Here is a 23156-nt window from a genome sequence, read left to right on the forward strand (position 1 = left end):
ACGGCCGCATCTGGCCGTTTCTTTGTGTATTATTTACAAACTGCATGTAGTTCTCTAAGTACATTATCTACTTCATCCCATGAATAGATGGAGGCACCTGCCGCTAACGGATGACCTCCTCCGTTAAACTTTCTGGCGACCACATTGATGACCGGTCCCTTTGAACGAAGCCGCACCCTTATCTGATCACTTTCCTCAATGAAGAAAACCCATGCTTTAATCCCTTTTACATCCCCTAAGGTACTGACTAACAATGACGCTTCTGCAGGTCTTGCATGGTATTCCTCAAGCAGTTCCTTTGTCAGTCTAACTGCTGCAACGCCGTTTTCTTGCATATCAAAGTTCTGCAATATGTACCCATTTAACTTAATAATATTTGGTTCTAGTTCATACATTCTGTCAAACAACTCCGTACGCGAGAAATTAAAGTGGATCAACTCTCCCGCATAAGCAAATGTCTTGTCCGTTGTACTCGGAAACAGAAATCTTCCAGTATCCCCGACAATGCCGCCGAATAACAGTCTTGCTGCTTCATCATTTATTTTTAGCCCTTTTTCTTTTCCATCTAAATAAAATTCATAAATCATTTCGCTGCAGGAGCTTGCAGTCGTATCGACCCACAATAAATCGCCATACGGATCTTCATTTGGGTGATGATCGATTTTAATCAGCATATCCCCCTTAGTGTAGCGCTTATCGTCAATCCTTTCTTGATTGGCCGTATCGCAGACTATCACCAGTGCGCCCTCATAAACTTCGTCTGCGACTTCATCCAGCCTTCTCATAAAGTGGAGGGTCGGCTCCTCCTGCCCAACTGCATAAATATTCTTTTCCGGAAAAGACGCCTTTAAGATAGCTGCCAATCCGCCCTGTGAACCATAGGCATCAGGATCAGGACGAACGTGGCGATGGATAATAATCGTGTCATATTGTTTGATTGTTTCCAGTATTTTCTCTTTCATATATTCTCCTTTTCAACCATCCTTTTATGAACATTGTAGCATTTTCCTTCAAATACAGGTAAAATATTAGGTGATTTTTAAAATTGGAGGAACATTAGATGCTAGGTTTGGTTTTTCTTATCGTTATTTTATTTGCTTTTTATTTATTTTATAAAACAAAATACATCCGGAGCAATCGTCCTGTTGAAAAGAAATGGCTTTCTGCTAAGTCCAATATTGCCCTCGGGCTTTTTGTCCTTATGTTTGGGATTAATACCATCTTCCTTTCCACCTCAACTGCGGCTTATATCGTTGCAGCCATATTCATTATATATGGAGTCTTATTTAGTTGGGTAGGATTCAAAAAATATAAGCATTACCATCGGTTTGCCATTGAAGAAGCTGAAATGCTTGAGGCAGAAAAATAACATAACTATAGCCGCTCCCTGAATACGAAGGAAGCGGCTATTTGTCATGTTATCTGTCAATCAATTGGCACATCATCATTGCTTTTCCGACAAGAACGCCTTCATTAAATACTTCCACGTCTACCTTTCCAAACTTTCGCCCTACTTCCAGCACTCTTGGATAGATTTCCAATGTGCTTTCCATTTGAACCGGTTTAATAAAGTAAATTGTCATATTTTCGACGACAAGATCACCTTTTTTATAGCTTTTCAGCACTCGGTTGGCGGCATCGGAGACGATGGTCGTAAATACACCATAGGAAATGGTCCCAAGGTGATTTGTCATTTGCGGGGTCACTTCACAGGTAAAAGCATCTTCTCCTTTATCTTTCCCCTGTAAAATTCCTATCTGATTGGTGACAATATCATCAAGAGTTACCCCCACCTGCGGCTGCCGCTGGTTCATTTGCAGTGCCTTCAGGACATCCTGCCTGCTGATCAGCCCGTCTAAGTGATTGGAGTCGTCCGCTACAGGAAGTACTTCAATACCTTCCCAGACCATCATATGCGCCGTTGAAGCAATACTTGTTTTACCGTTTACAGTCATAGGCTGTCTTGTCATTATTTTATCAATCGTTATATCCATATCCTGACCCAAAACATCTTTACTTGTTACCATCCCCTGGATTCTCATGTTATGGTCAACAACAGGGTAGCGGCTATGTGTAGTTTGCTGGTTTAATTCATGCCATCTTGAAACCTTATCGGTTGTTTTTAAATAATAAGTCTCCGATAAGGGTGTTAAGATATCTTCTACTAAAATAATTTCTTTTTTAATTAATTGGTCGTAAATCGCCCGATTTATCATCGTAGCGACAGTAAAAGTGTCGTAGCTTGAAGAGATAACCGGAAGCTCAAGTTCGTCTGCTAATCGTTTAACTTGCTCCTCCGTATCAAAGCCTCCGGTAACGAGTACGGCTGCTCCAGCTTTCAACGCAAGCTCATGGGCCTGTGTCCGATTTCCGACGATTAACAGATTTCCTGCCTCAGTGTAGCGCATCATGGCTTCCAATTTCATAGCACCGATCACAAATTTATTGAGCGTTTTATGCAGTCCCGTTCTTCCGCCCAATACTTGACCGTCGACAATGTTGACCACTTCCGCAAAGGTAAGCTTTTCAATATTTTCTTTTTTCTTCCGTTCAATCCGAATCGTGCCAACCCGTTCTATCGTACTGACGTAGCCTTTATTCTCGGCTTCTTTAATGGCACGATAGGCAGTTCCTTCGCTGACACTCATTGCTTTGGCAATTTGCCTGACAGAGATTTTCTCCCCAATCGGCAGTCCATCAATATATTCTAAAATTTGTTCATGCTTTGTCGCCAAGACCTTCACCCTTTATAATCAAATTCCAATCTATCCGTATCCGAAAATGTCTCCAATTTCATTATAAAGTTAAAAAAGTCTTGATTCAATGCGGTTTCTTATAAAGAAATCCCGCTCCTTAATGAAAAGAGCGGGATTTCTTCTTTAATTGCCCCAATTGCTGCTTTGAGATTTGCTTTTTTGGTGTATAAAGAAGCGCGGTAAGATTTCCGGCAATGACCACTAGAGCAAATCCTAGCCAAGCGATTGAAAAAATTCCTTGCGTCCCCTCAGCCGTTACCGAAAGCCTAGGAACCGCAAAATACAGCATAAGTGCTGCAAGTAAAATACATAGTAAATATCTATTCTTTTTCATCTTCCTTCCTCCTTAACAGAATGCTTGTTTTATTTTTATGCTATAAGGAGGAAAAAAAGTAGTTAAATTTCGATTGCTTCACCCGGGTTTAACACTTTTCCGTTTTTCTCTTCAAGTAATTCAATGAATCGATTAGGATCCTGCTTGATTGGCGGGAATGTATTGTAGTGAATTGGCACCACTGTTTTTGCCTGCAATAGCTTAGCCGCATAGGCAGCATCCTCTGGCCCCATTGTAAAATTATCGCCAATTGGAAGGAAGGCCACATCAATTGGATGACGTTCGCCAATCAACTTCATGTCTGAAAACAATCCAGTATCGCCTGCATGGTAAATGGTTTTGCCTTCACTGCTAAATAAAACCCCTGTCGGCATGCCGCAATAAATGATTTCATTGTTGTGTGTTGCGTAGCCTGAACCATGAAAGGCCTGGGTCAGTTTAACTGTTCCAAAATCAAAATGACACGCGCCGCCGATATTCATTCCATGTGTTTCAACGCCTTGCCAGCTAAGATATGTAGTCAGATCGGCATTAGCAACAACAAGCGATCCGCATCTTTTCGCGATTGCCACAGTATCACCGACATGGTCATTATGCCCATGCGTTAAAACAATCACATCTGCATGTACTTCCTCGGCCTTTAAATCTGTTAAGCTATTTCCTGTAATAAACGGATCAATTAAAATCGTTTTTCCATTAGTGTTAATTTGGACGACAGAATGACCGTGATAAGAAATTTTCATTTACATTACCCCTTTCAAAAACTATATTAACTACTTCCATAAAAGTTTCGGAAATCCTTCCACAATATACCCATATCAATCCTGTTTTAGCACATCATAAAATCAGATAGTTTACATTTTATTTTTCTATTGATACTCTCAAATAGGAAATGCTTTTAAAAAGGGAGGACCCTGATAATGAATCAACGAATTGAAAAGCTGCAAAGCTGGATGAAGGAAAATGATATTCATGTAAGCTTTGTTACTTCATCTGAAAATGTATTTTACTTAAGCGGCTACTATACAGACCCGCATGAACGATTGCTTGCTCTTGCTGTCTTTCAAGAAGAAGAGCCGTTTTTGGTTTGTCCGGAAATGGAGATTTACAATGCAAAAAATGCCGGCTGGCAGCATGAAATCATTGGCTTTAACGACATTGTTAATCCATGGGATATGATTGTAAATGCGATTAAGAAGCGCGGAATTACTGTTGGAAAAGCAGCAATCGAAAAAGAACACATGAATGTGGAACGCTATGAACAGCTTACGGAATTATTCCCAAATGCAGCGTTCATTTCTGTTGAAGAAAAATTAAGACTTCTCCGCATGATTAAGGATGCAGAAGAATTAAAAGCCATTGAAGAGGCGTGCGCCCTTGCAGATTACGCAGTTCAGTTTGGAGCCAGTGAAATTAAAGAAGGGAAAACCGAGCTTGATGTTCTTAACGCCCTTGAATACGCACTAAAGCAAAAAGGCGTAACAGAAATGTCGTTTTCAACTATGGTGTTAACTGGTGCGAACGCCGCCTCTCCACACGGCAATCCAGGCATGACCAGAATTAAAAAAGGCGATTTCATCTTATTTGATTTGGGTGTTGTCGTCGACCGCTATTGTTCTGATATCACAAGAACAGTTGCTTACGGGGATATTAACGATAAGCAAAAGGAAATCTATGATACAGTATTAAAAGCACAGTTAGCCGCATTAGAGGCAAGCAAACCAGGTGTAACAGCAGCGGAAGTTGATTTGACTGCCAGAAGAATCATCGGGGATGCAGGCTATGGAGAATATTTTCCACATCGGCTTGGCCATGGACTGGGAATTAGCATCCATGAATATCCTTCCATAAAGGAAACAAACCAGCTTGTTCTTCAAGAAGGAATGGTATACACTATTGAACCGGGCATCTACGTTCCTGGTGTTGCAGGCGTACGCATTGAAGATGATGTGTATATTACAGCCGATGGAGCAAGAGCATTAACAAAATTCCCGAAAGAGTTACAAATAATAAAGTAACCTGTTTGGATTTTTTTTACATTGAAATGTAGATTGATTTGATGTAACATACAAATACAGGCTGCGTTGTACGTAACAATAATAAAGTTTTAACCTTTAAGCTGTTATAGGGAGTTTAAACATCGAAGCTGGAATGACAAGCCTCTGTCTATATGACGTGGAGGACACGCAGAAAAGCTTCTGAAAACACCCACTTTGAGGAGTGGTGGTTTAAAACTTTCTTATATGAGGTACGGCAAATGCGGCTTTTTAATTTGGGTCTTTCTCACCAGCTTTCATATGAAGCTGGTTTTTATTTTTTTAATACAAAAGGGAGAACCGCTTTGGCGGCCTCCCTTTTTTCCTGTTCCTTACTGATCAAGTAAGCCTTTTGCTTCTCTGTATTCCAGTCCTTGAGCATCCGCAACCGCCTTATAGGTTACATAGCCGTCTAGTGTATTGATACCCTTTAATAATGCTACATTTTCTAAACAGGCCTGCCGGTAGCCTTTATTGGCAATCTGAACGGCATAAGGAACGGTTACATTTGTTAAAGCAATGGTCGAAGTTCTTGGAACAGCACCCGGCATGTTGGCAACAGCATAATGGACAACACCATGTTTAATATAGGTCGGGTTATCGTGGGTGGTGATTTTGTCGGTTGTTTCAAAAATCCCGCCTTGGTCAATCGCGATGTCCACCACAACACTCCCAGGTTTCATTGTCTTAATCATTTCTTCCGTTACCAGCCTCGGGGCTCTCGCACCGGGTATTAATACCGCCCCAATTACTAAATCCGATTCCTTTACTGCTTCAGCAATATTATAAGGGTTTGACATTAACGTTGTGACTTCTGAGCCAAAAATATCATCTAATTGGCGAAGGCGGTCTGGATTCAAATCAATGATTGTCACTTTTGCTCCCAAACCAATCGCCATTTTGGCTGCATTTGTCCCCGCGACACCGCCGCCAATAATTGTCACCGTTCCTCTTTGCACACCAGGTACACCTGAGAGAAGGATTCCCTTGCCTCCATAAACCTTTTCCAAAAATTGCGCACCAACTTGGGCCGCCATTCTTCCTGCAACCTCACTCATTGGTGTTAACAGTGGAAGGCTTCCGTTTGGAAGCTGGACCGTTTCATACGCGATACCAACCACTTTGTTTTCGATTAAAGTCTTTGTTAATTCGGGTTCAGGCGCTAGATGCAAATATGTAAATAGGATCAGACCTTCCCGAAAATATTTATATTCACTTGGAATTGGTTCTTTCACCTTCATAACCATGTCCATTGACCAAGCTTTGTCTGCAGATTCAGTTAATTTAGCCCCGGCCGACAAATAATCATCATCGGTGAATCCAGACCCCATTCCGGCTCCTTTTTCAATGTAAACCTCATGGCCGTAGTTAACCAAATTGCTTACTCCTGCTGGAGTCATGGCCACACGATTTTCATTGTTTTTCACTTCTTTAGGTACTCCAATTCGCATTTTCCATACCTCCAAATCTATTTGTTAAAGATACCCTGCCATATTCGGCAAGGCATTCATATTTTAATAGTAATAGCCAGACGGATATCCATAGTATGGGTATCCATAACCGTATCCATACGGGGATAACAAGGCTCCTGCGGCCAACCCAGTTAAGAACGGGGTGCCAAAACCGCCGTAATGGCCATAGCCGCCATAATGGCCATAACCATCATGATGAAATCCTCCGTGCCCAAACCCATGGTAAATTCTCGGGTCACTTGGGTCTGTTATATTATGGTTTATATCTACTATGGTATGACTGGGCATAGTATTCATGACGTGATACAAGTTGCATCTCTCCCCATTTTTTTAATTTTCTCTTTCCTCTTTTTCAGAATTCACTAAAGAATATGCGAACGCGGAGGTAAATTCTTGGGTAAATGCCCCATTCCAGAAGAATTTCATAGACTAATGCACAAATAATAAGGGCTGTTCTTTGAACAGCCCCCTCCGCCATTAACTATTCCTCAACTGCTGAAAAATTTCCATTTGTCGCTATTGCCGTTCCTTCGCCAATAAAACCGCTGTTATAAGAATTCATAATTTGTTCACTTACCTCAATTGCCCCATTTTCATCAAACTCAAATGAATATTGCTTATTCGGATCAAATTTAGTCATTTACCCCACCCCTTTTTATGTTAGTTACTTCATTATTGTTCGAAAAATTGCAACAGTTATTCGTTGTAAAATATTGTATAATCAAGGTGAGGAGATGATAATCATGGGACTTAAATATCAACATATTTTAGTCGCGATAGATGGATCAAAGGAAGCAGATTGGGCTTTTAAAAAGGGGATTGAAGTCGCAAAAAGGAACAATTCCAGCCTTCTATTAGTTCATGTCATTGATACTAGATCATTTGCCTTAATTGAAGCCTATGACACGGTTGTTGGAGAAAGAGCAGAGAAACTAGCCAAGGATATGCTTGAAAACTACCAAAAGCAGGCAGAGGATGCCGGTCTCTCAAATGTTCAGTATGAAATTGATTTCGGTTCTCCTAAAGTAAGGATTCCTAGGGATTTGGCTAAGAAGCATAATGTAGATTTAATTATTTGCGGTGCAACCGGAATGAATATGGTGGAAAGATTCTTTATTGGCAGCGTTTCTGAGCATATTACCCGTTACGCGCCATGTGATGTTCTCATCGTTCGTACCTTAAAAGATATAGATTAAAGACATACTGCACGAAGCTAAATAGGCTTCGTGCTTTATTTTGAACTTTTTTGCGTGAATGCACCATAGATGTGTAGTAAAATAAAATCAACCTATAATTGATTTTTGGAGGCTTCTATGAAAGAGGACTTTACATTCGACTCACGTCTTGGCATTTATATACCTGATTTACGAGCGGATTGGAATCAGTACAGCAAAGCAAATCAAGAAGCTATTCTCTATCATTGGGAACGGATACGAGGCTCGATTCCCGACCGAATTGCGGAACTGGAACAGGAAATCAACCATAAACAAGCACAGCTTTCAGATGAAAATGACTTCCCCCGCTCGTGTCAATTAAACACAGAAATTTCCGAATTGGCTTCCATCATCAATGATTTATGGCTCTGGTACCGTGCAGACCAAAGAGTTTCAGGAAAAGTTCATCAATAAAAAGTTAAGGGCCATAACCTCACTGCTACGGAGTATTAAAGCAGTGCTAGGTAATGGCCCCTTATCATCCTATAAATCTTTTTTAATTTCTTTTACGACATGGCCGATTTCGGGCAAAATCAGTTTGTTCATAGCAAGTTTTACAGCGCCGGAGGAGCCTGGTGTTGAGAAAACAGCTTTATTTTTAATAACGCCTGCAACTGCCCTTGAAAGTATAGCCGCAGAACCAATATCCTCTAGATAGCTCAGGATGCGAAAGATTTCACCGAATCCGGTCATTTCCTTTTCAAGCAGACTTTGAACCGTTTCAATTGTTACATCCCGTTTGGCAATACCTGTTCCGCCATTTGTCAGGATCACATCAATATCCTCACGCTCACAGCCTTTCAGTATTTCCTCCTGAATGGGCAGAGCCTCATCCTTTACAATACAGTAGTCAACAACCTTGTGGCCTGCTTCTTCAAGCAAATCAATCATCAATCCGCCGCTTTTATCCGTCTCTTTGTCACGTGTATCACTAACTGTAATCACTTTACAATTCACTTGAATCTGGGCTGATTTTCTATGTTCTTGAATACTCATTCGCCAAACTCCTCTTTTTCTTTTAAATAACGAAGCTGATAATATTTCTGAGCCAATTCCGTCACCTTCCTCGTCAGTTGATAATTGGCGCCTGCTCCAATTGCCATACTGATTAGCGGAACCCCTTGAACAAGTTTTTTTCTGAATAATGTAATGACCACCGCTTTAAACAGCTGCTGAAGTGGCTGCTCAAGCCAGGTGATATCTATTATCTCTTCTGTTCCTTCATAGAAATAAGGATTTTCATTCTGCTCCAATTCAGCCATTAAAGTGGCCCAGCCATCTTTTTTCATTCTTGGCGGCAGCGTCGCTGTATGAAATACCTTTAAAGAAGTCATCAATTCATAGGGAGTGTTGACTTCAAAACCATAGGACATGGCAATTAATTGAACGACTCTTAAATTAATTACTGCAATGGCTGGAATATCCGTCCCAAGCAAAAGTTTCCCGCCGGTCCCTGCCAAACCACCCTGGATAAACGAATATAGCCGGTGTTTGGCAATTTGCTGTTCAGCTATGTATTGCAATTGATCGAAATTCAATTGCCTTAGGTCTTCTATTTTTTCTGTGTCCTTGTTAAAAATTCTCGCGGAGGTGATGATTCTGTCCTTTGCATCCATTTGAAGCTGTGAGCCTTGGATAATTCCGTGCAAATGAAACAGCCAGCTGTCTAGACCTGAAAAAAACTGCCTTTGAAGATTCTCTGGCATAATGGAGAAGGACCGTTCCAAATATTTTTCATAGGTTAGTTGAAAGTCGTTTGCTTCATAGCTTAATAAGTTTTTTTCCCATTGCCGGATTTCGGCTAATTTTTTTCTTTCCTGGTCTGTTAATGGCATGCTTCCATCCCACCCTTTGAAAGCCTTTTTTATTCAGTATATCATATTAAAATTCAATGATAAAAAGGCAAAAGCCGCATTATTTTAGCCTTTGCCTTTTTATGAATTAATGAGATGATGCTAAACGCTGCACGTCCCTAGCTATCATTACTTCTTCGTTAGTTGGGATGACCAATACTTTAACCGGTGAATGCGGATAGTTGATAAACGCTTCTTTGCCTCTTACCTTGTTAAGAGCAGGGTCCCAGTAAACTCCCATAAACTCCAGACCTTTTAAAACATTTTCACGAATTACATCGCTATTTTCTCCGATACCCGCTGTAAAAATAATCGCATCGACACCGTACATACGGGCTGCATAGGAGCCTAGGTATTTATGAATTCGATTTGAAAACACGTTCAACGCAAGCTTCGCCCGTTCATTTCCTTGCTTTGCCTCGATTTCTATATCGCGGAGGTCACTTGAAAAACCGGACACTGCCAGCATCCCACTCTTTTTATTTAAAACATCCAATACTTCTTCAGCCGTTTTCCCTGTTTTCTCCATGATGTATGGAATAAGAGCAGGGTCAATATTTCCTGAGCGGGTCCCCATCGTAACACCGGCAAGCGGTGTAAAGCCCATGGAGGTATCAATCGACTTACCTCCTTGAATGGCTGTAATACTTGCCCCATTTCCCAAGTGGCAGGAAATTAACCGCAGTTGTTCAATCGGACGGCCTAATAATTCAGCAGCCCGCTGTGAAACATATTTATGGCTGGTTCCATGGAACCCATACTTACGGATGCCATATTTTTTGTAATATTCATATGGCAGACTATAAAGGTAAGAGCTCGCAGGCATGGTTTGGTGAAATGCGGTATCAAACACCGCCACTGCCGGAACATTTGGAAGCGCCTGTTTGAATGCCTTAATTCCGGTAACATTCGCCGGATTGTGTAATGGAGCAAGCTCCGATAATGCTTCTATTTTATTTAATATCTCGTCTGTAATGATAACAGAATCGTTAAATTCCTCTCCCCCATGGACGACGCGATGGCCAATTCCCTCGATTTCGTTTAAGGATTGGATAATACCAAGTGATGTCAGTTTATCTAACAGCATTTTAACTGCTACTTCATGATTTGGGATATCAAGTGTCTCTTGAATTTTTTCACCGTTAGCAGTGATATTGAAAATGGAATCATTCAATCCGATTCGTTCAATTAACCCTTTTGTAATGACTTCCTCTCCCGGCATTTCAAATAATTGAAATTTTAAAGAGGAACTACCTGCATTAATTGCGATTATTTTTGCCATTTGCTAAACGCTCCTTTTTTAAACCGATCTATATACATATACCCACTTTTATTTTGTGCAAACCGTTCTTGTTTATCTCCCTCAATTTCACATTTAAACACTGAAGAACATACATTTCAAGGTCAATTTCAAGTGGCAGCGTTTTCGGCAAATAATAATTATATTCCCATTTTTCTTAAAACATTATTAATATAAGGTTTCTCAACAAGTCTGTTGATTGGCGCTCCAGGCACTTCGCTTTCCGCGGGCGTGCCGGGAAGCCTCCTCGTCGCTGCGCTCCTGCGGGGTCTCCCCTGCCCCGTACTCCCGCAGGAGTCTTCGTGCCTTCCGCGCCAATCAACAGGTGTATAAATAAAAACTTCAACTCACAATGTTGAAGCAATTATATTCTTGCCAGAAGAGCAATGAAGGACAAAATCGATGGAATCCAAGTGGGAAATGTCCCTCTCATATATCATAAATGAACGACAAATTCTAGCGACTTAATTAGTCTGGTTGGAAAAAGAAAATGTGTGTTGCAATAATTAGGTTGTTTTCCTCCCTGTTGATTGGAGCGGAGGGCACTCGACTCCTGCGGGATATAGAGGTCACTGGAGACCCCGCAGGCGCCATAGCGCCGAGGAGGCTCCAGGACCTCCCCGCGGAAAGCGAGTGACCGGAGCGGAAATTAACAGGCCCCATTGTAGAAATTATCAATTAATAAAAAATCCGTAATTTAGATTTAAACAAAATAAAAAATGCCGAGAAAAATACCCTTTCTCGACAATCTGAGGTGACTTTTAACGTCACCCTTTGTTTTCCTGGAACCATTTTTCGATATTCACTAAAATTTTATCCATTTCCTGACGATTGGATAGACTTGGAAGGTTGACAAGCAACGCCTGTTTTGGCGGCTTTATCTCCTCGCCTTTTTTCTGCACAATTAAAATGCTTTTCGCGGAATTTTTATCACGGAACATGCTGTTCGGCAGCTGCATAAGCCCTTGAATGATTACCTCTTCCTTTAAATACTCATGGAGTTGTCCAGCTTGGGGGCTCTCAAAAAGACCATTAGGGATAAGGAAGAATAAATAGCCCCCCGGTTTCGTATGGCGGACGCTTTGCTCAATAAACAAATGATGCGAATAGGAATGACCCTCTTTCGCTTGTAGCTGGTAATCTGCTGCTCGAATATCATTTGGATAAAATCCAATCGGCAAATCCGCCACTACAGCATCAACTGATTCAATAAATAATGGTTCAAGGCTATCCTGATTAAAGAACTGAACCGGATTTTCTTGTAAATTTGCATTTACATAAGCAAGCTTTATTAAAAGATCATCAATCTCTACCCCAACAGCCGCAATTTCTTTATGAACATGGTTTAGTATCGTCATTAATAAATTCCCGGTACCAACTGCAGGGTCAAGCAAACGGAAGGATGGTTTTTTAATAAAACGCTCAACCAAATACGCAATGAGCATCCCAACGGAATCAGGAGTCATTTGATGGTTGGGCTGAACATTTTCTTTCATGCCTTTTAAAATAACCAGCTGAAATGCCTTACGAATATCCTCATTTGAGTATTTCTCCAAATCTATCTCTTCATATTGCTTTTTCAGTCTTTTTAGCGTTAATTCACTTAGTTCTTCCTGAAGGATAGATGCTTGGAAAAGATTCTCGCCGGTCTCAGCTAAAGCTTCCAAAAAAGAACAATCCAATTCTTCCTGTAAGACTAAAGCTGTTTCATTAAACATTGTAAACAATTTTTCAGTTGAAGAAATATTCATATTACACCTCACGATAAAAGGCCCCGCTGCCGCGGAGGCCTTCATTTAATTATTACTTAGCGCTTTTTGCTGCTTCAAGAGCCGCTTCGTAATCTGGATGATTCGTAGCTTCGCTTACATACTCAACATATGTTACTGTATCGCTTGAATCTACCACAAATACAGCACGAGTTAATAATCTTAAGCTTTCGATTGCTACTCCGTAAGCTTCTCCAAAAGAAAGGTCACGGTGATCAGATAAGGTTTGGACATTTTCGATGCCAGCTGCTGCACACCAGCGTTTTTGAGCAAATGGAAGGTCCACGCTTACAGTTAAAATTTTAACATTACCTAAACTGTTTGCTTCTTCGTTAAAGCGGCGTGTTTCTGCATCACAAACCCCAGTATCCAATGATGGAACGGAAGTAATTAAACGAACCTGCCCCTTGGTGTTGTCTAAAGTAACTTCTGATAAGTCATTGGCAAGTACTGTGAAATTAGGAGCTTTGTCTCCTACTTTTACCTCATTGCCTAATAGAGTAACCGGATTTCCCTTAAATGTAACATTTGCCATCTTTACATCCTCCTTTGTCAGTTCAAGTAAATCAGGCACTAAAACCTGCTCACTTGGAATATGTACAGAGTAAATATATCCTTTCAATACTATTTTTGCAATTATTAAGACTTTTAGAAAGAACACATTTTTAAACCCTCCATCATGAAAAAAGTTAACCTTCCTAAAGTGGTTTGGAAGATTAACCTTTCAACTTATATATCAAAATCATGTTTTGCCTGGTTGTTTTGATATTGCGGGCTGCTCTGCTGTTTTGCTTCATCTTTTTTCGCAAACATCTGCTGAATCTTGTCAACTGCCTGAGGGGCAAGCTCTAGGATTTTCTCATATAAGTGTGTGCTTTCGTCTAAATGAAGCATCTTAACCCCTTGTGAATTGACAATTAAAAAGGCAATTGGGGTAATCGATACACCGGCACCACTACCGCCGCCAAATGGAAGCTTTATCCCGCCCTGGCTTTGGCCCCCTTGACCGCCTTGTCCTTGGCCTTGTGATGTATCCATTTTGAACTCGCTGCCTCCCGCTGCAAATCCAAAGCCTACCCTGGAAACAGTCAGGATGACACTTCCATCCGGAGTTTCCACAGGATCTCCGATGATGGTGTTTACATCAATCATTTCCTTTAAGCTTTCCATCGCTGTCGTCATTAAACCTTGAATTGGATGATCAGACATAGCAGTCTCCTCCTCTTTCAAATTGAATTGGTTCTATCATTTGAAAAATTAGATTTGTTTTTGAAAGGCGGTTTCCCCCCCTTCCAAAATTTAATCAGTTTTAATCCTGCCAAAATAGCATACCCGATTCGAAACTGAAAAATACATTGAAAATAAGTTTGGACTACGCTTCCTTGAAACTGGGGAGTTATGCTTAATTTTGGCGTTGTTTTTAGGTTTAAATATTGACTGAGAACCCCGATAACCGATCCTTTCAACGTCCAAAGAGCTCCTGTCAAAATAGCTGTATGTGCTGCATCACCTATACCAATCAAAGTCTGCCATTCAAATTCTTTAATACTTATTTTTCGTAAAAATTTCCTGATGATAATTTGGAGTCCATTTACTTTTTTTAAGAGATCCTGGGTACGTTTCCAGTAGGACTTCACGTCTTTATTTGTAATTTGGGTCAAATTCGGTTTGGAACTTTCGGCCTTTCCTGTTTCTGTGCTGCTTTTAACAACAATGCTCGGAGAATCTTCATCTACCTTGATTAATGGGATGCTTTTCTTATACCTAATAAGTCCAAACCAGATCCTAAACTCTACCTTTAAATCATCATTATCATTGTGATGGAAATAAGTCAGCAGAATCGTTAGTTTAGTGAAAAGGATGAGAATAAATAAGAGCAAAAGAATTATCAGGGATGCCAACAGCCAGATCAAAGTTTTCACAACCTTTCAACGTGCTATTATTTCCCATAGAAAAAAAAATAAACCTGCCGAATTGAATCGGCAGGCTGTATTATGATTCAGTATGAATAACGGTCGTATCAGTAAAAAGGTCATGCAAACCTTGTTTTTTAGGTAAAAAGGCGACGATTATATAGCCGATAACGATCGTGGCAGAAATAAAGCGGCCAATCCATTCCCTAAACAAAACTGTTCCCCATGTAAGCCTTTCCTGATCAAGGTTTATGACTTTTAGTCCAAATACCATTTTTCCGAGCGTTTGGTTAAAAAACTTGGTCATCAATACAAAATATAAGTAAAAGATCACGGCTGATGAGATAGAAACAGGTGAAAACATATTAAATTCAGATAAAGATATATCCAATAAGGGGAAAAGAGGATTAATTAATATTCGCTCTATGCTGCCTACAACGATCAAGTCGAGCAAAAATGCCCAAAAGCGCATCCAAAAACCTGCGTATCGAACAGGCCTTACTTCATTCGTGTCCATCTGCTTTCCCCCTATTCCGCATATAAATACATGAGACGCGGTGAATTTGGTTTGGAAAGGATTTTCATCAAACCGGCCATTTCCGCACTGTCGCCTAGCCATTTTTGTGCTTGAAATTGAAACATGGAGGCAAAGCCAAGGTCATCCGTATAACGGACTACTTTTGCACCTTTTAGCTTTTCATTTTTCTTCATTTCCGAAATAACATCATCTAGGTATCCAAACCCATCAATCAGCTTCAATTCCTTCGCCTGATGTCCGTCGTAAACACGGCCATCAGCAATCTGTTTAACCTGGTCGATTGTCATCCCCCTGCCATCTGAAATGACTTTAACAAATCCTTCATAAGAGTTATCAATCATCTTTTGTAGGATTTGCCGCTCTTCCTCGGTCATTTCTCTTGTCGGACTCATAATATCCTTATACTTACCGCTCTTTATCGTGACAAAATCAACGCCGTATTTATCTGCTAGCCCCTTATAATTGATTCCTTCCATGATTACCCCAAGGCTCCCTGTCAAAGTCTCAGGACTCGCATAGATCTTCTTAGCAGCGGTTGAAATATAATAGCCTCCTGAAGCCGCCATGGAGCCCATTGAAATATATACCGGCTTTTTCGTTTCTTTCTGAATTTCCTTTAGCTTATCATGAATTTCCGCACTTTCAACGACTCCGCCACCTGGGGAGTTAACCCTGATAATGACCCCCTTGACGGAATCATCCTCTTTAATATGGTTCAGTTTTTTCATAAAGCCCTGATGATTATAGCCAGAGCTTTGCAAGAGCGAGCCCGTTTCTCCTGTGTCCTGAATGACCCCATCTACATCGAGGATGACTATTTTTTTTAATTCGCTTCCATCATCCACAACTTCTTCCGTAAAGGGTTCTTCCCCTGCGGCCATCAATTCACTAAAGTCTGTTTTGATACCTTTAAAAGCAAATGCTGATAAAAAGTTAATTAGAATTGAAAAAATAAATAATGCCGCAGCAATTCCAAGTGCGGCCCAGCGTTTACCACTCATAAATATCCCCCTTTTTAACGATTCTGTTAAATTTCCCTAGCTGTTCTCATATTGTTTCAAAAAAATGCTAAACTAATTTGAGATTACTATTATTTTATCAAAATTTGGATTTTAACAGGACTATAATACTTTAATTTTTTCCAGGAGGTCTAATATATGCCAGAAAGGCAAATGATTTACTATGATTATAAACACGATAACGATACCCTCATTAAAGCCGCCCCTCTTTTTGAAGCCACTGAACGCTATGGTTTTACGATTGTCGATGATTATCATAAAGCAAATATCATTGCTAGTATCGGGGATGACGGGGCTTTTCTTCAGGCCGTCAGAAAAACCGGTTTTCGGGAAGATTGCCTATATATGGGGATATCCACAAAAAACAATTTAAATATGTATTGTGATTTTCGTATTGGCGAAACCTCAAATATGATTAATGCCATGCTGAAAGAACAGTTGGAGGTCCGCCGCTACCCGCTTATCGACGTTTCTGTAGATGGGAAAGGAACTTTTACGTGTCTCAACGAATTCAGCATCCGCTCGTCCATTATTAAAACTCTTGTCATTGATGTTTTTGTGGATGATGTGCATTTCGAAACCTTCCGTGGGGATGGGCTGATTGTTGCGACACCAACGGGAAGCACCGCCTATAATAAGTCAGTGCGGGGTGCGGTCGTTGATCCGCTTCTCTCCTGCATGCAGGTAAGCGAGGTTGCTTCAATTAACAACAACAATTACCGGACACTTGGCGCATCGTTTATTTTGAGCGGAGAAAGGGCGCTTACACTTAAAGTTGTTTCAGAGGAAAATGATTACCCGACCATGGGGATGGATAATGAAGCACTTAGCATTCGCCATGTTGATAAAATCAAAATTCAGTTAAGTGATAAAAAATTAAAAACGCTGAAATTAAAGGACAACTCCTTCTTTGAAAAGGTAAAAAGGACGTTTTTATAATTTTTTGATTGTCCCTGCTAAAGGGCCTGTTGATTTCCGCTCCGGGCACTCGCTTTCCGCGGGGAGGTCCTGGAGCCGAGTGCCCTCCGCTTCAATCAACAGGGAGGCAAATCAACTTAAGTATTCAACACATATTTTCCATCCTTGATAAGTGTGCTACACTCTGGTTCATGAAATTTTAAACTTAAAAACCAACGATAGACAATGTTCATTTTTATTTTTCACTCTAGACCGAATACCAAAAAATACCCAATAAACTAAGCTTAAACATTAATTTCACCATTTATATAATTAGAGTTGAAGGACTAAATTGAATACACCTGTTGATTGGCGCGGAAGGCACGAAGACTCCTGCGGGAGTACGGGGCAGGGGAGACCCCGCAGGAGCGAAGCGATGAGGAGGCTCCCCGGCACGCCCGCGGAAAGCGAAGTGCCTGGAGCGCCAATCAACAGACTTGTTGAAAATTCTTATATTAATAATATAATAACGAATTAACGCTGTTTATCGAAAATGAGTATAATAAAAAGCTGTCGATAGTTTCTCGACAGCCTTTTATTATATTGCTCTTTTTTCTTTTCTCCATTTAAACTGTTTTCCCGGCAAAAGCTTTGTTTTGGATAGGGAGTAGATGGTTAATGCTGACCAAATGAAGATGAAGGATAGCAATTGCACTTTTGAAAAATGTTCATTATATACAAAAATCCCTAAAAGTAAGGTGAGTGTCGGTGCAATATATTGCAAAAAGCCAAGTAATGATAATGGAATTTTTTGCGCGCCCTTTGCAAAATATAAAAGAGGTACTGCAGTTGCGACACCTGCCCCTATTAAGAGCAAATCCGTGCCAATTCCTTTATGCAAAAACGCCATGGACCCGTTGATAAACAAATATCCTAAATAAATAACTGCAAGCGGTGTAACCACTAGTGTCTCTAAAGTCAGTCCGACAGATGATTCAACGTTAACAAGCTTTTTTACAAGCCCGTATAATCCAAACGTCAGCGCCAAAACAATGGCAACCCACGGGAATGTGCCATGAGAGATGCTGATGATTAATACGCCAATGGCTGCCAGCCCAAAGGAAATATATTGATAAAATGATAGCTTTTCTTTCAGGACAATCATTCCCAATAAAATACTGACCAGTGGATTTATATAATATCCGAGGCTTGTTTCAATCATATGGCCATTATTGACCGCCCAAATGTAAGTAAACCAGTTTACACTTATTAATAAGGACGCCAATATTAATGCGTACATTTGTTTTTTATTTTTTGCGAAGCCTCTTAAAGTCTCTGTAAATAGTCCCATTTTCCTCGTGAAAATAAGTATAAAAAGCATTAAAACAAACGACCAAACAACACGGCTGGCAAGGATTTCTTCCGCTTGCACATCCCCTAAAAGTTTCCAATATATTGGCAGCAATCCCCAAAGCAAATAGGAAACAGCGGCATAAATAACCCCTTGCTGCGTTTCATTCTTATTCATTAATTCCGCATCCCCAATTCTTTCTATTCTCGAAATACTCCTTATTATAACTTGAAACAGCAATGATTGGGGATTTTTCTGCCTGACAAATTTTTCATTCTATTCTTAAAGGCACGCGGTTTACCGTGTGCCTTAAAAAAAACATTTTATAGATTTTTGGCTGATTCCAATTCCTTTTGACGCAGCTCGATTCTTCGTATTTTTCCAGAAGTGGTCTTTGGTAGTTCTGGGATATACTCTATTTTTCTTGGATACTTATATGGCGCTGTCAGCGTTTTGACATGCTCCTGAAGGGTTTTCGTCAATTCAGGGTCAGCTTGGTTCACATTCTCTGTTAGAACAACAAAGGCTTTAACGATATTTCCACGGACTTCATCTGGACTTGCCACAACCGCACATTCTTTGACAAACGGGTGCTTAACAAGGGCATCCTCCACTTCGAATGGTCCAATCGTATAGCCGGAGCTGATAATGATATCATCGCCTCGTCCTTCAAACCAGAAATAGCCGTCTTCATCCATTTTCGCTTTATCTCCGGTGACATAATAATCACCGCGGAATTGCATGGCTGTTCTTTCAGGATCTTTATAGTAGTTTTTAAACAGGGCAGGGGTTTCGACGTGTACAGCAATATCGCCTACTTCACCAACGCCGCAAACTTGACCTTCTTCATTAATGATTTCAACGCGATTGCCAGGCGTTGGTTTGCCCATGGAACCTGGTTTCAACTCCATACCTTTTGTAACTCCAACAAGCAATGTATTTTCTGTTTGACCATAGCCATCTCGAACATCCAATTGGAAATATTTACGGAATGTATCAATAACCTCACGATTTAGTGGTTCGCCAGCCGATACAGCACTATGAAGATTTGGCAGCTGATAGTCTGCTAAATTATCGACTTTCGCCATTAAACGATATTCGGTTGGTGTACAGCATAATACATTGACGTCATATTTCTGAAGAAGGCTTAAATATTTTTGCGGCTCAAATTTGCCGTTGTAAACGAATCCTGTTGCCCCTGACCCTAATACCGACAGGAACGGACTCCAAATCCACTTTTGCCACCCAGGGCCGGCAGTCGCCCAAACCGTATCGCTTTCTTCAATGCAAAGCCACTTGGCTGCTGCTGTCCGTAAGTGCGCAAAAGCCCATCCATGCGTGTGAACAACCCCTTTAGGGTTGCCTGTTGTACCCGATGTATAGGATAAGAAAGCCATGTCATCACGGTTGGTTTCCGCAAGAAGAAATACATCTGATGCTACTTTCATTTCAGCATCCAATCGTTTCCACCCCTCCAGGTCGACCCCGATTGTGAACTTGACTAGTTTTTGTACTTCTGCAATGTCTTTAAATTGGTCGACATATGGATAATAGCTAATGAGTGCTTTTACATCACCATGGGTAATACGGTACTGAAGGTCCTTCTCCCTTAGCATTTCCGAGCTTGGGATTACAACCATACCTGCTTTTAATGCAGCCAGATAGACAACGTATGCCTCAATCAGCCGCGGGACTATGACAAGAACTACATCACCTTTTTGTAACCCATTCTGGGCAAAGACATTGCAGGCTTGATTTACTTGCTTCATTAAATTTTCATATGTAATTTCTTTTGTTTCACCTGATTCATTTTCCCATTTAAGGGCTAATTTGTGTGGGTCCTTCGCAAACTGCTCAACCTCGGCAACAAGATTGTATTTTTCCGGTGCAATTAAATCTTCCCGCTTCATTAATATCCCCTCCACTTGGTAACAATGTATTATATTTGATGTTATTACCTAGTCCTAATTATACGCCCTTTTCTGAAAAATAAAAAGAGAGAGCGAGAAAAAATCCCGCTCTCTGTAGCCATCATATTCTTTTTTAATTAACGAGCAAATCCGCCGCCTAATTGTGATTCAGCCATAGCTACTAGACGTTTAGTGATTTCACCACCAACAGATCCGTTAGCGCGTGAAGTAGTGTCTGCACCAAGGTTCACGCCAAATTCTTGAGCAATTTCATATTTCATTGCATCAAGAGCTTGCTGAGCACCATTTACTAGTAATTGGTTAGAGTTGTTGTTAGCCATCTATACTCACCTCCTTGTGAGTATAGAATGTGTAGAACACTAAAGCTTCATGCAAAATTAGAATTGGTAAATGTTCACAAAATATACTTAAATACGTTTAAAATAATTCACTGAATTCCGAATGAGTCTCACTGTCAGGTTTTATTAAAAGCGTTTCAACTTCCTGTACAGCCTCTTGAATTAATGGGTCAAAATCGAAATAACTTTCGTATTGATTCACTTTTTCTCTTTTTGGCTTTGTTTTCGGTGATGCTGGCACAAAAATAGTGCAGCAATCTTCATACGGCCGATTGGAAATTTCAAGTGTATCAATTTCACTCGCGATTTTAATAATATCCGTTTTGTCCATTGAAATCAAGGGACGTAAAATCGGTGTATTTGTCACTTCATTAATCGCATACATGCTCTCAAGTGTTTGGCTGGCAACCTGGCCAAGGCTTTCGCCGGTAACAATGGCCAACCCCTCTTGTTTTATGCGGATTTCATCCGTAATGCGGAGCATCATTCTTCTTGTTGAAGTCATCGTATAATTTTCAGGCACCTGTTCGCGGATGGCCTGCTGAACATCGGTAAATGGCACAATATGAAGCTTTAATGAGCCGCCTGCCATCTCGGCCAGTTTTTTTGAAAGGTCAATAACTTTTTCTTTCGCACGTTCACTAGTAAATGGCGGACTGAAAAAATGAACTGCTTCAATTTCCAGGCCACGCTTCATTGCCATATATCCCGCTACCGGGCTGTCAATTCCTCCGGAAAGCATCAACATGGCTTTACCGCTTGATTCTGAAGGAAGTCCACCCGCTCCTTTTATCGTTTCGCAGGACAAATAAACGGCCTCTTTACGTACCTCTACCCGTAAATTAATATCGGGATTTCGAACATCCACCTTAATCCCGGGTATGTTTGTTAATAAATGGCCGCCTATAGCATTATTAATTTCATCTGTATTCAGATCAAAGGTTTTATCTGATCTTTTAGCTGTTACCTTAAAGGTTTTCCCCTCTTTATAGAGAGACTTTACTAATGTTAAAGACACTTCTTTAATGGACTCCATTTCCCTCTCGACCTTTATGGCCGGGCTGAAGGACTGAATCCCAAATATATTCTTTAATTTTTTGATGATTTCTATCCCGTTTTCCCCATTTAATAGGACATACATCCGATCGCGGCTAGCTTCCATTTTGATATTTGGAAACGGGGTAAGGGCAATTCTCACACTTTTTCTAAGTTTATCAACAAACTTATTGCGATTTCTTCCCTTTGTAGATATTTCCCCGTAGCGGATTAATATACGGTCATAATTCATTTATTCATTACCCTTCCTAAATGTTTTACTGTTTCCTCTATCGCTAAGATCGCCTTCCTTGCTTCTTCTTCTGTATTGTCAAAGGAAAGGCTGATTCTTATTGCACTTTCAGCAAGGTCTTCAGGCACTCCCATTTGAAGCAAAGTATTGCTAGGGGCCTTCTTTTTTGAAGAGCATGCACTCGTGGTCGATACAAAAATGTTTTTCTGCTCAAGTGCATGAATGAACACTTCTGATTTGATCCCTTTTAAAGAAAAATTTAAAATATGCGGTGCTGAGTTTTCTATCGGAGTATTGATTTGAATCTGTTCCATTTCATTTAACTTATTTCTTAACAGGTTTTTAAGCTTAATCATGCTCTCCATTACTTCAGCACTTTTATCCAGTGTCATCCTGAGTGCTTTGGCCATTGCAACTGCACCGGCAACATTTTCCGTACCACTGCGGATTTTCCGTTCCTGATTTCCTCCGGAAAAAAGCGGTGCTATCCTGACTCCCTCACGAACAAAAAGGGCACCTGTCCCCTTTAATCCATGGATTTTATGAGCCGATATGGATAATAAATCTATCCTGCTTTCATATATGTTTATAGGAACCTTGCCAATTCCCTGAACCGCATCAACGTGGAATATAACGGATGGGTAGCTTTTTAACATGTCCCCTATTTCGTTAATGGGCTGAATTGTACCAACCTCATTATTGACCTTCATGATAGAAACCAAAATAGTATCTTTTCTAATCGAGCTTTTTACATCGTCAGCAGATACACGCCCATCCTTATCAACAGGGAGGCGGGTTATTTCAAAGCCTTCCTGCTCAAGCTGCTCCATTACAGTTAGAACAGATGGATGCTCCACACTTGATGTAATCAGGTGGCGCCCCCTGTTTCGGTTACCTAAAGCTGCCCCTTTAATGGCAAGGTTATTGCTCTCTGTACCACCCGAGGTAAAATATAATTCATTCGTTTTAACCCCAATGAGCTTGGCTGTTTGTTCTCTTGCCTGGGAAAGAAGCTTTTCTGCCTGTCCCCCGAAACTGTGCAATGAAGAGGGATTCCCAAAATATTCACTCGAAACAGTTAGAAATGAGTTCAATACTTCCTTATATGGTTTAGTTGTTGCACTATTATCAAAATAAATCATGGTTT

At 40.6% G+C, this 23156-nt stretch carries 26 protein-coding genes and 1 other RNA gene; 6 read left to right on the top strand and 21 right to left on the bottom strand.

Annotated features, from left to right (window positions below; all coding sequences use genetic code 11):
• Nucleotides 1–29: 29 nt before the first annotated feature.
• Nucleotides 30–962 (bottom strand): DHH family phosphoesterase, encoded by a 933-nt coding sequence (locus V5M37_RS23005; RefSeq protein WP_423799295.1) that lies wholly within the window; start codon nucleotides 960–962, stop codon nucleotides 30–32.
• 98 nt (nucleotides 963–1060) lie between these two features.
• Between V5M37_RS23005 and V5M37_RS23010 the strand changes: the two genes are divergently transcribed.
• The gene (locus V5M37_RS23010; protein WP_213144618.1) at nucleotides 1061–1369 is read left to right on the top strand and encodes a YtpI family protein; all 309 of its coding nucleotides are present in this window, start codon (nucleotides 1061–1063) and stop codon (nucleotides 1367–1369) included.
• A gap of 49 nt (nucleotides 1370–1418) precedes the next feature.
• Here the strand turns inward: V5M37_RS23010 and V5M37_RS23015 are convergent, their stop codons facing one another.
• The 3 genes from V5M37_RS23015 to V5M37_RS23025 all read right to left on the bottom strand — a co-directional run bounded on the left by V5M37_RS23015 (nucleotide 1419) and on the right by V5M37_RS23025 (nucleotide 3833).
• Complete coding sequence (locus V5M37_RS23015; RefSeq protein WP_423799296.1) at nucleotides 1419–2735, bottom strand: DRTGG domain-containing protein; 1317 nt, start codon at nucleotides 2733–2735, stop codon at nucleotides 1419–1421.
• A 118-nt stretch (nucleotides 2736–2853) separates the two neighbouring features.
• Nucleotides 2854–3090: a hypothetical protein gene (locus V5M37_RS23020; protein WP_423799297.1), complete on the bottom strand. Its 237-nt coding sequence runs from the start codon at nucleotides 3088–3090 to the stop codon at nucleotides 2854–2856.
• Nucleotides 3091–3152: 62 nt separating this feature from the next.
• Nucleotides 3153–3833, bottom strand: coding sequence for a metal-dependent hydrolase (locus V5M37_RS23025; protein ID WP_378584295.1), 681 nt, complete (start codon nucleotides 3831–3833; stop codon nucleotides 3153–3155).
• Nucleotides 3834–4010: 177 nt separating this feature from the next.
• On the opposite strand from V5M37_RS23025, the gene V5M37_RS23030 reads away from it, so the two are divergent.
• Nucleotides 4011–5108, top strand: a complete 1098-nt coding sequence (locus V5M37_RS23030; RefSeq protein ID WP_423799298.1) for a M24 family metallopeptidase — start codon at nucleotides 4011–4013, stop codon at nucleotides 5106–5108.
• 55 nt (nucleotides 5109–5163) lie between these two features.
• Nucleotides 5164–5360, top strand: a non-coding RNA gene (gene ssrS / locus V5M37_RS23035) — 6S RNA.
• 98 nt (nucleotides 5361–5458) lie between these two features.
• Here ssrS and ald read toward each other — a convergent pair.
• The 3 genes from ald to V5M37_RS23050 all read right to left on the bottom strand — a co-directional run bounded on the left by ald (nucleotide 5459) and on the right by V5M37_RS23050 (nucleotide 7238).
• Nucleotides 5459–6577 carry an alanine dehydrogenase gene (gene ald / locus V5M37_RS23040; RefSeq protein WP_423799299.1) on the bottom strand — a complete coding sequence of 373 codons (1119 nt, stop codon included), beginning with the start codon at nucleotides 6575–6577 and terminating at the stop codon, nucleotides 5459–5461.
• 63 nt (nucleotides 6578–6640) lie between these two features.
• Nucleotides 6641–6826, bottom strand: coding sequence for a hypothetical protein (locus tag V5M37_RS23045; RefSeq protein ID WP_423802672.1), 186 nt, complete (start codon nucleotides 6824–6826; stop codon nucleotides 6641–6643).
• A 253-nt stretch (nucleotides 6827–7079) separates the two neighbouring features.
• Entirely contained in the window at nucleotides 7080–7238 is a 159-nt protein-coding gene (locus V5M37_RS23050; RefSeq protein ID WP_423799300.1) for a hypothetical protein, read from the bottom strand.
• Nucleotides 7239–7341: 103 nt separating this feature from the next.
• Here V5M37_RS23050 and V5M37_RS23055 point away from each other — a divergent pair, with 103 nt between their 5' ends.
• Nucleotides 7342–7794: a universal stress protein gene (locus tag V5M37_RS23055; protein WP_423799301.1), complete on the top strand. Its 453-nt coding sequence runs from the start codon at nucleotides 7342–7344 to the stop codon at nucleotides 7792–7794.
• 117 nt (nucleotides 7795–7911) lie between these two features.
• The gene (locus tag V5M37_RS23060) at nucleotides 7912–8226 is read left to right on the top strand and encodes a hypothetical protein (protein WP_423799302.1); all 315 of its coding nucleotides are present in this window, start codon (nucleotides 7912–7914) and stop codon (nucleotides 8224–8226) included.
• A gap of 69 nt (nucleotides 8227–8295) precedes the next feature.
• Here the strand turns inward: V5M37_RS23060 and V5M37_RS23065 are convergent, their stop codons facing one another.
• The 9 genes from V5M37_RS23065 to sppA form a co-directional block, all read right to left on the bottom strand.
• A complete protein-coding gene (locus V5M37_RS23065) occupies nucleotides 8296–8808 on the bottom strand; it encodes a MogA/MoaB family molybdenum cofactor biosynthesis protein (RefSeq protein ID WP_423799303.1) in 513 nt (170 codons plus the stop codon).
• A complete protein-coding gene (locus tag V5M37_RS23070; RefSeq protein WP_423799304.1) occupies nucleotides 8805–9647 on the bottom strand; it encodes an EcsC family protein in 843 nt (280 codons plus the stop codon). Before V5M37_RS23070 ends, V5M37_RS23065 begins: the two co-directional genes overlap by 4 nt.
• Nucleotides 9648–9753: 106 nt before the next feature.
• On the bottom strand, nucleotides 9754–10947 hold the full coding sequence (locus tag V5M37_RS23075; protein WP_423799305.1) for an acetate kinase: 1194 nt from the start codon (nucleotides 10945–10947) through the stop codon (nucleotides 9754–9756).
• A gap of 785 nt (nucleotides 10948–11732) precedes the next feature.
• Nucleotides 11733–12716, bottom strand: a complete 984-nt coding sequence (locus tag V5M37_RS23080; RefSeq protein WP_423799306.1) for a class I SAM-dependent methyltransferase — start codon at nucleotides 12714–12716, stop codon at nucleotides 11733–11735.
• A 52-nt stretch (nucleotides 12717–12768) separates the two neighbouring features.
• Entirely contained in the window at nucleotides 12769–13269 is a 501-nt protein-coding gene (gene tpx, locus V5M37_RS23085; RefSeq protein ID WP_423802673.1) for a thiol peroxidase, read from the bottom strand.
• Between the two features lie 194 nt (nucleotides 13270–13463).
• Nucleotides 13464–13943, bottom strand: a complete 480-nt coding sequence (gene ytfJ / locus V5M37_RS23090) for a GerW family sporulation protein (RefSeq protein WP_213144604.1) — start codon at nucleotides 13941–13943, stop codon at nucleotides 13464–13466.
• Between the two features lie 17 nt (nucleotides 13944–13960).
• On the bottom strand, nucleotides 13961–14656 hold the full coding sequence (locus V5M37_RS23095; RefSeq protein WP_423799307.1) for a DUF2953 domain-containing protein: 696 nt from the start codon (nucleotides 14654–14656) through the stop codon (nucleotides 13961–13963).
• A 70-nt stretch (nucleotides 14657–14726) separates the two neighbouring features.
• The gene (locus V5M37_RS23100; RefSeq protein ID WP_423799308.1) at nucleotides 14727–15164 is read right to left on the bottom strand and encodes an RDD family protein; all 438 of its coding nucleotides are present in this window, start codon (nucleotides 15162–15164) and stop codon (nucleotides 14727–14729) included.
• Between the two features lie 11 nt (nucleotides 15165–15175).
• Nucleotides 15176–16186, bottom strand: a complete 1011-nt coding sequence (gene sppA / locus V5M37_RS23105) for a signal peptide peptidase SppA (protein ID WP_423799309.1) — start codon at nucleotides 16184–16186, stop codon at nucleotides 15176–15178.
• Nucleotides 16187–16342: 156 nt separating this feature from the next.
• On the opposite strand from sppA, the gene V5M37_RS23110 reads away from it, so the two are divergent.
• The gene (locus V5M37_RS23110) at nucleotides 16343–17143 is read left to right on the top strand and encodes an NAD kinase (protein ID WP_423799310.1); all 801 of its coding nucleotides are present in this window, start codon (nucleotides 16343–16345) and stop codon (nucleotides 17141–17143) included.
• Between the two features lie 556 nt (nucleotides 17144–17699).
• Here V5M37_RS23110 and rarD read toward each other — a convergent pair.
• The 5 genes from rarD to V5M37_RS23135 all read right to left on the bottom strand — a co-directional run bounded on the left by rarD (nucleotide 17700) and on the right by V5M37_RS23135 (nucleotide 23151).
• Nucleotides 17700–18629, bottom strand: coding sequence for an EamA family transporter RarD (rarD, locus tag V5M37_RS23115; RefSeq protein ID WP_423799311.1), 930 nt, complete (start codon nucleotides 18627–18629; stop codon nucleotides 17700–17702).
• A gap of 146 nt (nucleotides 18630–18775) precedes the next feature.
• Nucleotides 18776–20362, bottom strand: coding sequence for an acyl-CoA synthetase MbcS (gene mbcS, locus V5M37_RS23120; RefSeq protein WP_423799312.1), 1587 nt, complete (start codon nucleotides 20360–20362; stop codon nucleotides 18776–18778).
• A gap of 137 nt (nucleotides 20363–20499) precedes the next feature.
• Nucleotides 20500–20703 carry a small, acid-soluble spore protein, alpha/beta type gene (locus tag V5M37_RS23125; protein WP_423799313.1) on the bottom strand — a complete coding sequence of 68 codons (204 nt, stop codon included), beginning with the start codon at nucleotides 20701–20703 and terminating at the stop codon, nucleotides 20500–20502.
• 97 nt (nucleotides 20704–20800) lie between these two features.
• Nucleotides 20801–22009, bottom strand: coding sequence for a tRNA uracil 4-sulfurtransferase ThiI (gene thiI / locus V5M37_RS23130; protein WP_423799314.1), 1209 nt, complete (start codon nucleotides 22007–22009; stop codon nucleotides 20801–20803).
• Entirely contained in the window at nucleotides 22006–23151 is a 1146-nt protein-coding gene (locus V5M37_RS23135) for a cysteine desulfurase family protein (protein WP_423799315.1), read from the bottom strand. Before V5M37_RS23135 ends, thiI begins: the two co-directional genes overlap by 4 nt.
• Nucleotides 23152–23156: the final 5 nt, after the last annotated feature.

The sequence above is a fragment of the Neobacillus sp. SAB-20_R2A genome, from assembly GCF_049568635.1.
Taxonomy (GTDB): domain Bacteria; phylum Bacillota; class Bacilli; order Bacillales; family Cytobacillaceae; genus Neobacillus; species Neobacillus citreus.